The sequence below is a fragment of the Flagellimonas abyssi genome (genome assembly GCF_019457905.1).
GTDB classification, from domain to species: domain Bacteria; phylum Bacteroidota; class Bacteroidia; order Flavobacteriales; family Flavobacteriaceae; genus Flagellimonas; species Flagellimonas abyssi.
Map to the genome: position 1 here is coordinate 118,029 of NZ_JAHZSV010000003.1, position 14,252 is coordinate 132,280.

The window sequence follows — 14,252 nt, forward strand, 5'->3', positions numbered from 1 at the left end:
CCGTCAATCTGTTTTCGCTAACATGTTGACGGTTGTTTTATTCATAACATTTTGTTATTTTTTATTGATTGGAGATAAAAAAAGCTTGTTTAACTCGCTGACTAAAGTACCTTTGCGGCAAGAAATATTTTTATAATGAAACCGACATGGTTAAAATAATCATTACATATTGCTGGAATGACTATTTTAATTATCAAAGGTTACATCTGACCAATAAAAAAGAATAAAGATATACAGATGAAAGTAGCAGTTGTTGGTGCCACCGGAATGGTAGGCGAGGTAATGTTGAAAGTATTGGAAGAACGTAACTTCCCTATTTCAGAATTGTTGTTGGTAGCCTCGGAGCGCTCCGTGGGCAAAAAACTCACCTATAAAAATGAGGAATATACCGTAATCGGTCTGGCGGACGCTGTAGCCGCTCAACCAGACATTGCCATTTTCTCCGCAGGAGGGGAAACCTCTTTGGAGTGGGCCCCAAAATTTGCCGAGGTGGGTACCACTGTAATCGATAATTCATCGGCTTGGCGTATGGACCCGACCAAAAAATTAGTGGTTCCCGAAATCAATGCGAGTGCATTGACCGTTGAAGATAAAATCATTGCGAATCCCAACTGCTCCACCATACAAATGGTTTTGGCCTTGGACCCGCTGCATAAAAAATATCAGATGAAACGAGTGGTGGTTTCCACCTACCAGTCCGTTTCGGGTACTGGCGTAAAAGCTGTGCAACAAATGGAGAACGAAGCGGCTGGAATCGAAGGCGAAATGGCCTATCCTTACCCCATCAACCGAAACGCATTGCCACATTGCGATGTATTCTTGGAAAACGGATATACCAAAGAAGAGATGAAATTGGCCCGTGAGCCTCAAAAAATATTGGACGACCGTTCATTTTCGGTTACCGCAACCGCTGTGCGTATTCCTACCGCAGGTGGTCACTCGGAATCCGTAAACGTGGAGTTCCACAACGATTTTGATTTGGCGGAAGTGCGACAATTGCTCAGCGAAACCCCAGGAATCGTGGTGCAGGACAATCCTGAAACCAACACCTACCCCATGCCCGTTTTTGCCAATGGCAAGGACGATGTTTTTGTGGGCAGGCTCCGTAGGGACGAAACCCAGCCCAACACCTTGAACATGTGGATTGTTGCGGACAACCTAAGAAAAGGAGCTGCTACCAATGCTGTACAGATTGCAGAGTATTTGGTGGAGAACAGTTTAGTTTCAAATACTTCTGAAGCTATTTCATAAAATTCGTTAAAGCATTAACCGTGGCCAATAGGTTTGTGTGTTTTATGTACTTTTATCGGAATCAATCCGAGAAAACATGAAAAACATAAGTCTGTTGGCTGCTTTGGTTTTATTTGCGGCCTGCAAAGAAGAATCTAAAACCAGAGAACCTATTACTGTGAACTATCCCACTACCAAAAAAGTTGATACTGTAGATAATTATTTTGGAACAGAGGTCCCAGATCCATACCGCTGGCTGGAGGACGACCGCAGCGAGGAGACCGAAGCCTGGGTAAAAAAGCAGAATGCGGCCACCTTCGGATATTTGGAAAAAATCCCTTTTCGCGAAGACCTAAAAAACCGATTGGAAAAACTCTGGAACTACGAAAAAGTCGGTTCCCCTTTTAAAGAAGGTGATTACACCTATTACTACAAAAACAACGGGCTACAGAACCAATATGTGGTCTACCGCAAAAAGGATAATGGCGAAGAAGAGGTGTTTTTGGATCCCAATACGTTTTCCGAGGATGGCACCACCTCTTTGATGGGACTTAGCTTCACCAAAGACGGTTCCAAAGCTGCATACCTTATTTCCGAGGGCGGAAGCGATTGGCGCAAGGGCATTGTTATCGATGCGGAATCCAAAGAAATTGTAGAGGACACCCTGGTGGATATCAAGTTCAGTGGTATCTCTTGGAAAGGCAACGAAGGTTTCTACTACTCCAGCTATGATAAGCCCGAGGGCAGCGAGTTGTCGGCAAAAACGGACCAGCATAAATTATACTATCACAAATTGGGCACTCCACAGTCCGAAGATAAGATCATCTTTGGAGGCACACCCGAAGAAAAACACCGCTACGTAGGCGGTTCCGTTTCCGAAGACCAAAAATATCTTTTTATAACAGCTTCTATATCCACTTCCGGCAACAAGCTGTTTATGATGGATCTTTCCAAAGAAAACCCTGAACTGGTTACCATTTTGGATGATACCGATTCTGACACCTACCCCATAGAAAATGAAGGCTCCAAGCTTTATTTGGTAACCGACAGGGATGCGCCGAATAAAAAGGTAGTGACCGTGGACGCTTCCAACCCAACCCCGGACAATTGGAAAGATCTGATTCCTGAAACGGAAAATGTATTGACTGCCGCAACCGGAGGAGGTTATTTCTTCGCGGAATACATGGTGGATGCCATTTCCAAAGTACTTCAATATGATTATGATGGTAACTTGGTCCGAGAAGTGAAACTGCCCGGAGTGGGAAGCGCAGGAGGTTTTGGCGGCAAAAAAGAGGACAAAGAATTCTATTTCTCATTTACCAATTACAATACCCCGGGCTCCTTGTACAAATACAATGTGGACACTGGCGAGTACGAACAATATTGGAAACCTCAAATCGATTTTAACCCAGGTGACTACGAGTCCAAACAGGTGTTCTACAACTCTAAGGATGGCACAAAAGTGCCGATGATCATCACCTATAAAAAAGGAACGGAGCTTAACGGAAAAAACCCGACCATTCTTTATGGTTATGGAGGCTTTAATGTAAGTTTAACGCCTTCTTTCAGTATTGTGAATGCCGTTTGGATGGAACAAGGCGGTGTATATGCCGTTCCCAACCTTCGCGGTGGTGGCGAATACGGTAAAAAATGGCACATTGCCGGAACAAAGCTCAATAAACAGAATGTATTTGATGACTTTATCGCGGCTGCCGAATACCTCATCGAAAACAAATACACCTCAAAAGAGTATCTCGCCATTCGTGGGGGTTCCAACGGAGGCTTGCTGGTTGGCGCCACTATGACCCAACGTCCGGACCTAATGCAAGTGGCATTACCGGCCGTAGGTGTAATGGACATGCTCCGTTACCACACCTTTACCGCCGGAGCCGGATGGGCCTATGATTATGGAACTTCCGAGGACAGCGAGGAAATGTTCAACTACATTAAGGGCTATTCCCCTGTACACAACGTAAAAGAAGGTACGGAATATCCGGCCACCTTGGTGACCACAGGAGATCATGATGATCGTGTGGTCCCAGCGCACAGCTTTAAGTTTGCTGCGGAACTACAGGAAAAACAAGCTGGGGAACAGCCAACCCTTATCCGAATCGAGACCAATGCAGGTCACGGAGCGGGCACACCGGTGAGTAAAACCATAGAGCAATATGCCGACATTTTCGGGTTCACTTTTTATAATATGGGATACGAGGAACTTCCCAACCAAGCCGTGCTCAAGGAGTTTAAAGATTAATCGAATCCGTCGAAAACCATTTATGTCAGTTCGAGCGCAGTCGAGAACAAAACACTTGTAAATCTTATACGATTTCGGCTGTGCTCGAACTGACATATTTTAGACAGATGAGCCACTTATATTTATGCTAAAAGTCCAAGTAGATTCTTTCGGTTATCAAGATAAAGCCATTTTAAAAGACATTTCTTTTCAAGTGGCCCCTGGGGAACATGTGGCATTGATGGGCGAAAGCGGCTCTGGAAAAAGCACCTTGCTAAAGATTGTCTATGGCCTGCTTCATGTGGAGGATGGCTCCATTTTTTGGGGCGATACAGAAGCGCTCGGACCCAATTTTAATCTGGTTCCCGGAGAGCCTTATATGAAGTATTTGGCCCAGGATTTTGATTTGATGCCTTTTATTTCCGTAGAAGAGAACATAGGTCAGTTTCTTTCGGTTTTTGAACGCGACACCCATCAAGAACGCATTGATGAACTCCTAGACCTCATCGAAATGAAACCGTTCGCGAAAACCAAAGTAAAATACCTCAGCGGTGGTCAACAACAACGAGTAGCACTTGCACGTGTATTGGCTCAAGAGCCGGAGATTTTGCTTTTGGACGAACCCTTCGGCCATATTGACAACTTTAAGCGGATATCCTTAAGAAGAAATCTGTTCCTATATCTAAAAAAGCAGGGAATTACCGTGCTTACTGCAAGCCACGACCCTAGCGATGTGCTCCCTTTCGCAGAGCGTACCTTAATATTACAGCAAGGGCGTGTCATTGCAGACAAAAATACCCAAGACCTCTACAAAAATCCTCCTGATTATTACACGGCATCATTGTTCGGGCAAGTAAACCAAATCCCGATGAAGTTGCTAAAATCCTATTCTGAAATTGAAAGGTCGATTCTGGTCTATCCCCATGAGTTCAAGTTTTCCGATTCGTCCGGGCTAAAGGTAGCGGTTATGAATTCTTTTTTTAAGGGAACCCACTACCTCAATGAAGGTATGGCGGAAGATGGCACCTTGGTTTTTTTCAACTCGGAGAAAGAACAGGAAAAAGGAGCCACCATTTTTCTTAATGTATCTTTGAATACCATTAATAAGAGGCTTCAGGTTGGACAAAAAGCAAATACATAGGGAACTTCAGTTCAAGGCCATGCGCAGTAGTGGGGCGGGAGGCCAACATGTGAACAAGGTTTCCTCCAAAGTAGAACTCACTTTTAACATTAGTGAATCAGAAGGGCTTTCGGATAGGGAAAAAGGTCGGATTTTCCTTAAACTACAATCCCGATTGACCAATGATGGAACTCTGGTTCTTCAATGTGATGAAGCAAGGAGCCAACACCGAAACAAAGACCTTGTCGTGAAGCGGTTTTTTGATATTCTAAAAAATGCGCTCGTAGTCCCAAAAAAAAGAAAGCCTACCAAACCCACTAAATCCTCAAAAGAAAAAAGATTGAAATCCAAAAAAATTACGGCCGAAAAAAAAGCCGCTCGTAAAAAACCAGATTTGGGCAAATAAGAATTTGATGATTTTCAATCTATCAGATTATAAACCCATCAAAAAAAAACAAATACACGACAATTCCGACCCGTCTAATTTAGTATCCTCGACACAAATGCTTAATTTTCAGTCAAATTATAACTAATTCAAAAAAATGATTTCTAAAAATGCAAACCTCAAGGCATGGTTGCTCTCCGTTGCCATGTTTTTGTCTTGTGCAGCGTTTTCCGTGGCACAAAGTGTTCCCTCCCCCGAGGACGTTTACGGATTTAGGGTGGGAGCCGATTACAAATTGGCCGATTATTCCCAAATTGAAGACTATTTGTCCAAATTGGACGCTGCTTCCAATAGGGTCAAAAAAATTGAGATCGGAGAAACGGTACTTGGCCGTAAAATGTACCTGATGTTCATCTCTACGGAAGAAAACCTTGCCCAGCTGGATAAGTGGAAGGACATCAGTACCAAGCTTGCCCGTGTTCAAGTGAGCGATGACGAAGCCATGAAACTTTCCCAAGAAGGAAAAGCCATCGTCTGGATCGATGGCGGCATGCACTCCACCGAGTTGGCGCATGGCCAAATGACTTCCGAACTGGCCTATACCTTGGCTACTTCAGAAACCCTGGAAATGCAAAAGATCAGGGAAAACGTTATCACCCTTTTAATGCCGGTAATGAATCCGGATGGATTGGACATAGTTGTTGATTGGTATCGCAAGAATATGGGAACCGCCTATGAAACTTCGCGTCCTCCGATTCTATACCATTATTATATGGGACATGACAACAATAGGGATTGGTTTATGAACATTATGCCCGAAACTTATAATGTTACCAAAATATTGTACAATGAATGGTATCCACAAATCGTTTACAATCACCACCAATCGTCCCCATCTTGGACCAAGATTTCCATTCCACCCTATGCAGATCCTGTAAACCCAAAAATTCACCCGGCAATAACTGCCGCAGTGAGCGAAGTAGGTTCCGCAATGTCCAAGCGTTTTTCTTTGGAAAATATGCCCGGCGCCATTGCCGATAATTTTTACACCATGTTCTGGAACGGTGGTGGGCGCACCGTGCCATATTACCATAATATGATCGGTATTCTGACCGAAACGGGACATACCACACCAACCCCTCGATTCTATGACCCCGAAAAACTGCCAAAAACTGTAGCGGGTGGCACCCCTACGGACGGAACGGACATTATGTACCCGGACCCATGGAAAGGTGGTGAATCCCATTTTAGGGATGCCGTGGATTACATGCTTACCGCCACTTGGGCCACTTTGGACCTTGCTGCCGACCGCAAGAGCAATTACCTGTACAACATCTATAAAATGGGTAAATCCGCTGTTGAAAAAGGAAAGAGCGAAGGGTTGTTCGCCTATATCATAAGCAAGGAACAATGGGATTCCTTTGAAGCCGTAAATCTTGTCAACGTGTTGCTCCAAGGAGGAATCGAGGTCGAAAAAGCCACAAAAGATTTTACCGTCAATGGTAAGGAATACGAAGAAGGTTCCTATATAATCTACACAGCACAAGCCTTTAGACCTTACCTGATGGACCTTATGGAAAAACAAAATTATCCAACACGTTTCCAATATCCCGGCGGTCCTCCCGATACCCCATACGATTTGGCAGGATGGACATTGCCAATGCAAATGGGCATCGATGTTGATAAAATTGAAGAATCATTCAAAGCTCCGACGGAGAAAGTCAATGGTCTCGTATCGTATTACGATGGCCAAGTAAACAGGAACGGTTCCTTTGGATATGCCCTTAGTGCAAACACCAATGCTTCCGTGGCGGCAACCAACAAGGTTTTGAAGGCAGGAGGCACGGCATACAAGAGCATGGGCGAATTCAAAGCAGGAAAAGAAACGTTGCCCGCTGGGTCTTATATTGTTGCCGGGGACAAAGAAATGATAGAATCCCTTGCAGACGAGTACGGTCTTGAATTCACAGGTTTAGCAGCTAAACCAGAGGTGCAATTGAAGAAAATCCATCTGCCCAAAGTAGGTCTGTACAAATCCTGGGTGGCCAATATGGACGAAGGATGGACCCGTTTTGTAATGGATGAGTACGAATTTGATATGGATACTTTGCACGATGCGGACATCAAGACCAAAGACCTCTCGCAGTATGATGCCATTATCATTCCATCGCAAAGACCAAGTTCCATTTTACATGGACATAGCAATTTGAGCATGCCCGAAAAATTCACAGGAGGCATTGGCCTAAAAGGGTCCATGGCGCTTAGCGACTATGTGGATGCAGGTGGAACCTTGATTGCTTTTGATGAAGCAAGTGACTTTGTAATAGAACAATTCGGGTTGCCATTGCGCGATGCTGTTGAAGGTGCTGATAGCAAAGATTTCTTTATTCCAGGATCTTTGATCAAGGCTGGTGTGGACACGTCCCATCCATTGGCCTTTGGTATGAAGGATACCGTTGCCGTTTCATTTAACCGAAGTAGGGCCTTTACCATTGATAAACAACGGAAAACAGGTGAAGGAGGCACGGAGGACATCAAAGATGCTCCAGCACCCGATGTTGAGGTAATAGCCACCTATGCCGCCAAAGACCTATTGATGAGTGGTTGGGCCATGGGCGAAGACCGGTACATTGCCAAAAAGCCAGCCATGGTAAAAGCAAAGTATGGAAAAGGTTCCGCCATTTTGTTCGCGTTCCGGCCACAATTTAGGGCGCAGCCTCGCGGCACTTACAAATTGATTTTTAACGCGATTTACGAAGGCGCTTCGGAATAGCAGAAAGCATATGAGTATATAAGGAAAGGCCGCATCAAAATTGATGCGGCCTTTTTTTGTGTTCGTCTTGTGCGAAATTTAAATAAAATAATCACTGCACCAAAGTGCTTGTAATTTTTTCATCAGTAAAACATTCAAAACCCAAGTATCAAATAATATTGGCTAAAAGCTCTGACTAAACTATGAATGGCTTTCGCCCTCCAGTTCCCTTGCAATCCACGCAAAACTGTCCTGAACCTTAGGAAAAACTTGTTCTATCGGAACCAAATCGGGAATAATGTCAATATTTTCTATGAGCTGTTTGGGCTGTTCCTTCAAACCTGTTAAAACGGTTTTCACGTTTTTCTTGGATAATTCGAATATAATATTCTCCAAGGCATAGACCCCGGACTGGTCGATATGGGGAACACGATCCATACGTATAACCAGTATTTTTATATTCTCGTCAATATTTTTTATTTGATCCTGAAAATAAGTGGAAAAACCAAAAAACAACGGCCCGTTCAAATGTTTTATGTATACATGGTCCTTGTATCTCTCATAAAAATTCTCCTCGTCAAGCCAAGGCTTTTCACCCTCAAAACCTGCAATGGTACCAACGTCCATGCCTTTTTCCCCAATATCGCTAGCGCGTTTCATAAACAACAATGCCGCCAAGGTTACCCCGACTCCAACAGCTTGGATCAGACTGCCAAATGTGGTCCATAGTAAGACGATGATCAGCACCACAGAGTCAGCCTTGGGCATAACCCTCATGTGCCTGATACCACGTTTATCTATAATCTTAAATCCAATAGGAATCAATATTCCTGCCAGTACGGCCAAGGGAATATAAGCTGCTAGCGAACTTAGTCCCAATAAAACGGCCAAAAGAAATGTACCGTGCAAAGCTCCTGAAAGCCTTGTTTTACCACCATTATTGATGTTTACCACGGTTCCCTTCGTAGCTCCTGCACCAGGTATGCCCCCAATCAATGCTGCTACCATATTGCCAATACCTTGGCCAATTAGTTCGCGATTGCTATTATGTTTGGTCTTGGTCATATTATCTGCAATTACCGAGGTCAATAGTGAGTCAATTGAACCCAAAACCGCCAAGACGAGTCCATATTCCAAAACCATAAAATAGGCTTCACTATCAATACTGAAAAGGCCATCTATTTGCAATGACGGTAATCCCGAAGGTATTTCACCTATGATAGGAACATCCCAATTTATGAAAAAGGAAAAGATGGATACGGCAATCAAGGCCACCAGAGCACTGGGCACGGTCTTATTGATTTTTGGAAAGAGGTAATAAATTATCACCGTCATTGCCCCCAAAACCAAAGCTTGCCAATTAAATTCAGAAAATAATCTGGGCAGATCCGACATTACCTTTACAGTGGATTTTGCCGAATCCAAACCAACGAACGGGAATATTTGCAAGATGATGATAATGAGTCCCACACCGCTCATAAAGCCTGAAATTACGGGATATGGAAAATATTTGATATATCCGGCAATGTTTACAAGCCCGAAAATTATCTGCAATACGCCGCCGACAAAGAAACTCAGAATAATGATGCCCATTGCACTTTCCAAACTTCCTGTCAAATCAACGGCACTGGCCACCAAAGCAGCCGAAACCACGGTCATTGGTCCGGTAGGGCCGCTAGCTTGTGTTTTTGTTCCCCCAAACAAGGCGGCAAGTATTCCAATTGCGATTGCACCGTACAGCCCTGAGATTGCACCGAGACCGGATTGCACACCAAAAGCCAATGCCAGCGGTAGCGCTACGATGCCCGCCACGAGTCCGCCAGTAAAATCGCCTTTTAAATATTTTGTATCGTAAAATTTTGCCATAATTGGTTAGGTTCTATTGTGAGTTTTATTTTACTTGAAATTTACAACTTTCGAAATTAACCCTCGAGCCTTTGGTCCTTTATCTTGGTCTCAGGACATTCATTGTTACATAAATATCTATCGGCATGCGCCTTGTCCACTACTCTACGGATTGGTTCGACCATGTTCTTGAAATTCCCATCCGACCAGACAATTCTTTGCTGTGGTCCATGGCCAACTCCTGCGGAATCTTCATGAACGAATCATATTAGAAGAAATAGAGTTTCAAAAAAAGCAAAGGAAAAAAAGGTTATTTAAACAAAATCGCCACCGCACCGATTGCCGTCACGATCAAAATAAAGCGCTTATAATTCTTTTCGTTGATTTTCTTCACCAAGAAAACACCCAAAACCAAACCAATAAGAATGGCGGGCAGTAGCCTTAAGTTGATCAGAAGGCTTTCAACCGTAACCGTTTTCCAAACAAATACATGAAAAGGAAGTTTGAATAAATTAGTGATGAAGAACAGCCACGCGGCCGTACCCACAAATTCGTTCTTGGGCAATCGCATTGCCAAAAAGAAAATATTGGTGAAGGCCCCGGCCAAGTTGCCGATCATGGTACAGATTCCTGCCAAAATTCCCATGGAGCCCGAAAACAACCAATGGGTGGGCACGGTTTGGGACTTTCTTCTGTCCCACCAAATGAGCATCGCCAAACTTATAAATATCACGATCACCATTCCCCATTTAAATTCCCATTCAGGGAGGTCCTTGCCGACCAAAACCCCGATGAGTATTCCAAGAATCATCCATGGAATAAACTTAAAAATATATTTCCATTGGGCATGCCGGTTGTAATAGACCACCGCAAAAATATCCCCAACAATGAGAAGTGGAATAAAAAGCCCCGTGGAAGCTCTCGAGCCAAAGGCCAAGGCCATAAGGGTCACATTGAAAATGGACATCCCCTTAAGCCCTGCTTTGGAGACCCCCATTAAAAAGGCAGCAGTAGCGGCCATGGTCCATGCAGCAACAGAAATATCCGAAAAAGTTGAAAGAAACATGAGGATTTTTTTGCAGGTTCACAAAAGTAACCCAAAAAAACTATCTTTAACTCCAGCCAAACTAAACAAATGAAATTAGAGCTTTTAGATTACACCATCATTTTTGGATTTTTTGCCCTAGTCCTTTTCATTGGAGTATATGTTTCAAAAAAATCCGGACAAAATTCAACAGAGTACTTTTTATCTGGCCGAAGTATGCCCTGGTGGCTTTTGGGGTTGTCCATGGTCGCAACCACTTTTTCGACCGATACGCCCAACTTGGTCACCGATTTGGTCCGCTCCAATGGAGTTTCGGGAAACTGGGGATGGTGGTGCTTTTTGTTGACAGGGATGTTGACCGTTTTTGTGTACGCCAAGCTTTGGAGAAAATCCAATGTGAAAACGGATCTGGAATTTTACGAATTGCGATATGGGGGGAAGGCAGCAAGCTTTTTAAGAAAGTTCAGGGCCATTTATCTTGGGGTATTGTTTAATGTAATCACCATGGCTTCCGTCACCTTGGCCGCTATAAAGATAGGTGGCGTTATGTTGGGGCTGGAGCCTTGGGTAACCGTGGTAAGTGCAGGCCTGATCACTGTTGTTTTTAGTGCTCTTGGTGGATTTAAGGGCGTTGTCTATAGTGATTTTTTCCTGTTTTTTATGGCAATGGCGGGTGCAATAGGGGCAGCATATTACCTTGTTAATTTGCCCGAAGTAGGCGGATTGCAAGCAGTTTTAGAGAATGAAAACGTAAAAGATAAATTGGGCATACTTCCCGATTTTAGCGATAAAAAAGCCTTGATCACCGCACTGATCATACCCTTGGCGGTACAATGGTGGAGTTCTTGGTACCCTGGCGGGGAACCTGGTGGCGGTGGCTATATCGCACAACGAATGTTAGCGGCAAAAAATGAAAACCACGCCATTGGGGCCACCTTCTTCTTTAATATTATGCACTATGCGCTAAGACCTTGGCCATGGATTTTGGTCGCTTTGGCATCTTTGGTGGTCTATCCGGACATAGCAAGCATACACGAAGCATTCCCCAATGTGACGGAAGATAAGTTAGGACATGACTTGGCTTATTCCGCTATGATGACAAAACTGCCGACAGGTCTTTTAGGTGTGGTTCTAGCCTCTCTGGTGGCGGCCTATATGTCCACAATTTCAACCCAATTGAACTGGGGGTCGTCCTACATAGTATATGACTTCTATAAGCAACAGATAAATCCAGAAGCCACAGAAAAACAAATGGTAAATGTGGGACGGATTTCCACCGTACTATTAATGGTATTGAGTGCGTTTTTGGCGTTGGCCCTACAGGATGCCATGGGTGTTTTCAATCTATTATTGTCTTTTGGCGCAGGAACCGGACTAATTTTCATATTAAGGTGGTTCTGGTGGCGCATCAACGCTTGGAGTGAAATTACGGCCATGTTTTCTTCAGGTATCCTAGCGGTTTTATTGGAGACAACTCCTTTGAGAGGGTATCTGTTTTCCCCCGAGACCGGAATTTTTCCAGAATGGGCCGATTTGCCATTTATAATGTTAGTGACGACAATTATATGGCTAACGGCCACATTTGTAACCCAACCAGAAAGCAAAGAGGTGCTTCGAAGCTTCTATCTAAAAATTCAACCAGGAGGTCCGGGCTGGGCCAAAATTGTGGATGAAGCCAAAGAGGACAACGTGGAAATAGTCAAGACCAACGAAAAGTGGAGCGTACCATCCGGAATCAAAGCGATGTTATCTGGCGTTGTATTGATTTACTCCATCATGTTTGCCACTGGCTATTGGATTTATGGGGAATATCAACTGGCCATCATCCTCACCATTGTGGTCGCCCTTTCCGCTTTTGTACTATTAAAGGTATGGCAAGGAATGAAAAATGTGTTATAGCTAGTTGGCTACCCTCTTAACTCCAATAGTCTAGAGACGTACTTCCCGACCACATCGAACTCCAAGTTTATGGTGTCACCTACTTTGTAGGTATGGAAACGTGTGTGCTCGTGTGTATAAGGAATAATCGCAACACTAAAACTGTCTTTTTTGGAATCCACAACGGTTAAGCTAACCCCATCGACCGTGATGGAACCTTTTTCGATGGTCACATTATTCAGCTTAGGGTCGTATGCAAATGTGTAGACCCAACTTCCATCTTTTTCCTCAATGAATGTACAAGAGGCCGTTTGGTCTACGTGCCCTTGAACAATATGTCCATCCAAACGCGCGCCGAGCAACATGGCCCGCTCCAAATTGACCAGCTCACCAACCTTCAGGTCGCCTAAATTGGTTTTGCTCAGGGTTTCTTCGATTGCTGTTACGGTATACTGATCGGCATCCATGGAAACCACGGTAAGGCATACCCCGTTGTGCGAAACACTCTGGTCTATTTTTAATTCAGAAGTAATTGTGGAGGATACAGTAATATGAAGATTCCCTCCCTCTTTTTCCAGCTTTTCAACTTTCCCCAAAGTCTCTATGATTCCTGTGAACATGTGTCTTATTAATTGACTAGTTTTGTAGTGCAAAAGTAGCCATAACGGCATTCATTTTATGAAGGAAACAGAAAAAATCAGGTTAGGGATATCCATTGGGGACATTAACGGTATCGGATGCGAAGTTGCGTTAAAAACATTTGAGGATGCAAGAATGTTGGACTTTTGCACACCTGTACTATTTGCCTCCAACAAGATTGTTTCACAACAAATCAAAGATTTTGGGCTGGACATCAAGTTCAATGGTGTACGTGATGCAGACCAAGCCCTGGACGGAAAAGTCAATATTGTAAATATTAGCAAGGAAGTTCCCAATTTGGAATATGGGCAGGCGACAAAGGAAGCGGGTGAATTTGCCATTACATCATTGAAGGCCGCTGTGAATGCCCTTAAAGAAAATAAGATCGATGTTTTGGTCACGGCCCCAATCAACAAAAACAATATTCAGTCCGAAGATTTCAAATTCCCCGGTCATACGGACTTCTTGGCCCAAGAACTGAAAGGTGAAAGCCTTATGTTTATGGTGACCAACGAACTTCGTGTTGGTTTGCTTACCGACCACATTGCAGTAAAGGAGGTGGCAAAGGCCATAACTCCAAACCTTATTCGGAACAAAGTCGCCACCATGGAGGAATCCCTAAAAATGGATTTTGGCATCCGTAAACCCAAAATTGCCCTGTTGGGCATTAATCCGCACAGCGGAGACAACGGAACCATTGGAGAAGAAGATGATAAAATTTTGAAACCGACCATTAAAGAATTGTTCAACAAGGGAACATTGGTGTACGGCCCCTACTCGGCCGACAGCTTTTTTGGTTCGGACAACCATAAAAATTTCGATGCCATACTAGCGGCATACCACGATCAAGGATTGATTCCGTTCAAGACCCTTTCCTTTGGCAAGGGCGTGAATTACACCGCGGGGCTGGACAAAGTCCGAACCTCTCCCGATCACGGTACCGCCTACGAAATTGCAGGTAACGGCAAAGCAGATGAAAGCTCTTTTAAAGAAGCGGTTTTTACTGCCATTCAAGTTTTTAAACATCGTACTGAATATCAGGAACTGACCGAAAACCCACTAAAAAAGCAGAAAATCAAGCGTGGAGGGTAAAAAGTTACATTCATTTTGGATATTTGTTGTAGC

General features: G+C 43.9%; 10 protein-coding genes. 7 read left to right on the forward strand and 3 right to left on the reverse strand.

Annotation, left to right across the window (positions count from 1 at the left end):
- Positions 1 to 237: 237 nt before the first annotated feature.
- The 5 genes from K1F36_RS03240 (at position 238) to K1F36_RS03260 (ending at position 7,741) form a co-directional block, all read left to right on the forward strand.
- Positions 238 to 1,251: an aspartate-semialdehyde dehydrogenase gene (locus tag K1F36_RS03240; RefSeq protein ID WP_220112525.1), complete on the forward strand. Its 1,014-nt coding sequence runs from the start codon at positions 238 to 240 to the stop codon at positions 1,249 to 1,251.
- A gap of 76 nt (positions 1,252 to 1,327) precedes the next feature.
- Positions 1,328 to 3,484, forward strand: a complete 2,157-nt coding sequence (locus K1F36_RS03245) for a prolyl oligopeptidase family serine peptidase (RefSeq protein ID WP_220112526.1) — start codon at positions 1,328 to 1,330, stop codon at positions 3,482 to 3,484.
- 124 nt (positions 3,485 to 3,608) lie between these two features.
- Complete coding sequence (locus K1F36_RS03250) at positions 3,609 to 4,604, forward strand: ABC transporter ATP-binding protein (RefSeq protein ID WP_220112527.1); 996 nt, start codon at positions 3,609 to 3,611, stop codon at positions 4,602 to 4,604.
- Positions 4,582 to 4,989: an alternative ribosome rescue aminoacyl-tRNA hydrolase ArfB gene (gene arfB, locus K1F36_RS03255; protein ID WP_220112528.1), complete on the forward strand. Its 408-nt coding sequence runs from the start codon at positions 4,582 to 4,584 to the stop codon at positions 4,987 to 4,989. Before K1F36_RS03250 ends, arfB begins: the two co-directional genes overlap by 23 nt.
- 136 nt (positions 4,990 to 5,125) lie before the next feature.
- Positions 5,126 to 7,741 (forward strand): M14 family metallopeptidase, encoded by a 2,616-nt coding sequence (locus tag K1F36_RS03260; protein ID WP_220112529.1) that lies wholly within the window; start codon positions 5,126 to 5,128, stop codon positions 7,739 to 7,741.
- Between the two features lie 180 nt (positions 7,742 to 7,921).
- Here K1F36_RS03260 and K1F36_RS03265 read toward each other — a convergent pair whose 3' ends face one another.
- Positions 7,922 to 9,586, reverse strand: coding sequence for a SulP family inorganic anion transporter (locus tag K1F36_RS03265; RefSeq protein WP_220112530.1), 1,665 nt, complete (start codon positions 9,584 to 9,586; stop codon positions 7,922 to 7,924).
- A gap of 289 nt (positions 9,587 to 9,875) precedes the next feature.
- On the reverse strand, positions 9,876 to 10,631 hold the full coding sequence (locus K1F36_RS03270) for a sulfite exporter TauE/SafE family protein (RefSeq protein WP_220112531.1): 756 nt from the start codon (positions 10,629 to 10,631) through the stop codon (positions 9,876 to 9,878).
- Positions 10,632 to 10,700: 69 nt separating this feature from the next.
- Here K1F36_RS03270 and K1F36_RS03275 point away from each other — a divergent pair, with 69 nt between their 5' ends.
- Positions 10,701 to 12,509 carry a sodium:solute symporter family protein gene (locus tag K1F36_RS03275; protein WP_220112532.1) on the forward strand — a complete coding sequence of 603 codons (1,809 nt, stop codon included), beginning with the start codon at positions 10,701 to 10,703 and terminating at the stop codon, positions 12,507 to 12,509.
- Between the two features lie 8 nt (positions 12,510 to 12,517).
- Here the strand turns inward: K1F36_RS03275 and K1F36_RS03280 are convergent, their stop codons facing one another.
- Positions 12,518 to 13,108: a riboflavin synthase gene (locus K1F36_RS03280; RefSeq protein WP_220112533.1), complete on the reverse strand. Its 591-nt coding sequence runs from the start codon at positions 13,106 to 13,108 to the stop codon at positions 12,518 to 12,520.
- 58 nt (positions 13,109 to 13,166) lie between these two features.
- On the opposite strand from K1F36_RS03280, the gene pdxA reads away from it, so the two are divergent.
- Positions 13,167 to 14,219: a 4-hydroxythreonine-4-phosphate dehydrogenase PdxA gene (gene pdxA / locus K1F36_RS03285; protein WP_220112534.1), complete on the forward strand. Its 1,053-nt coding sequence runs from the start codon at positions 13,167 to 13,169 to the stop codon at positions 14,217 to 14,219.
- The last annotated feature ends 33 nt before the right edge of the window (positions 14,220 to 14,252 follow it).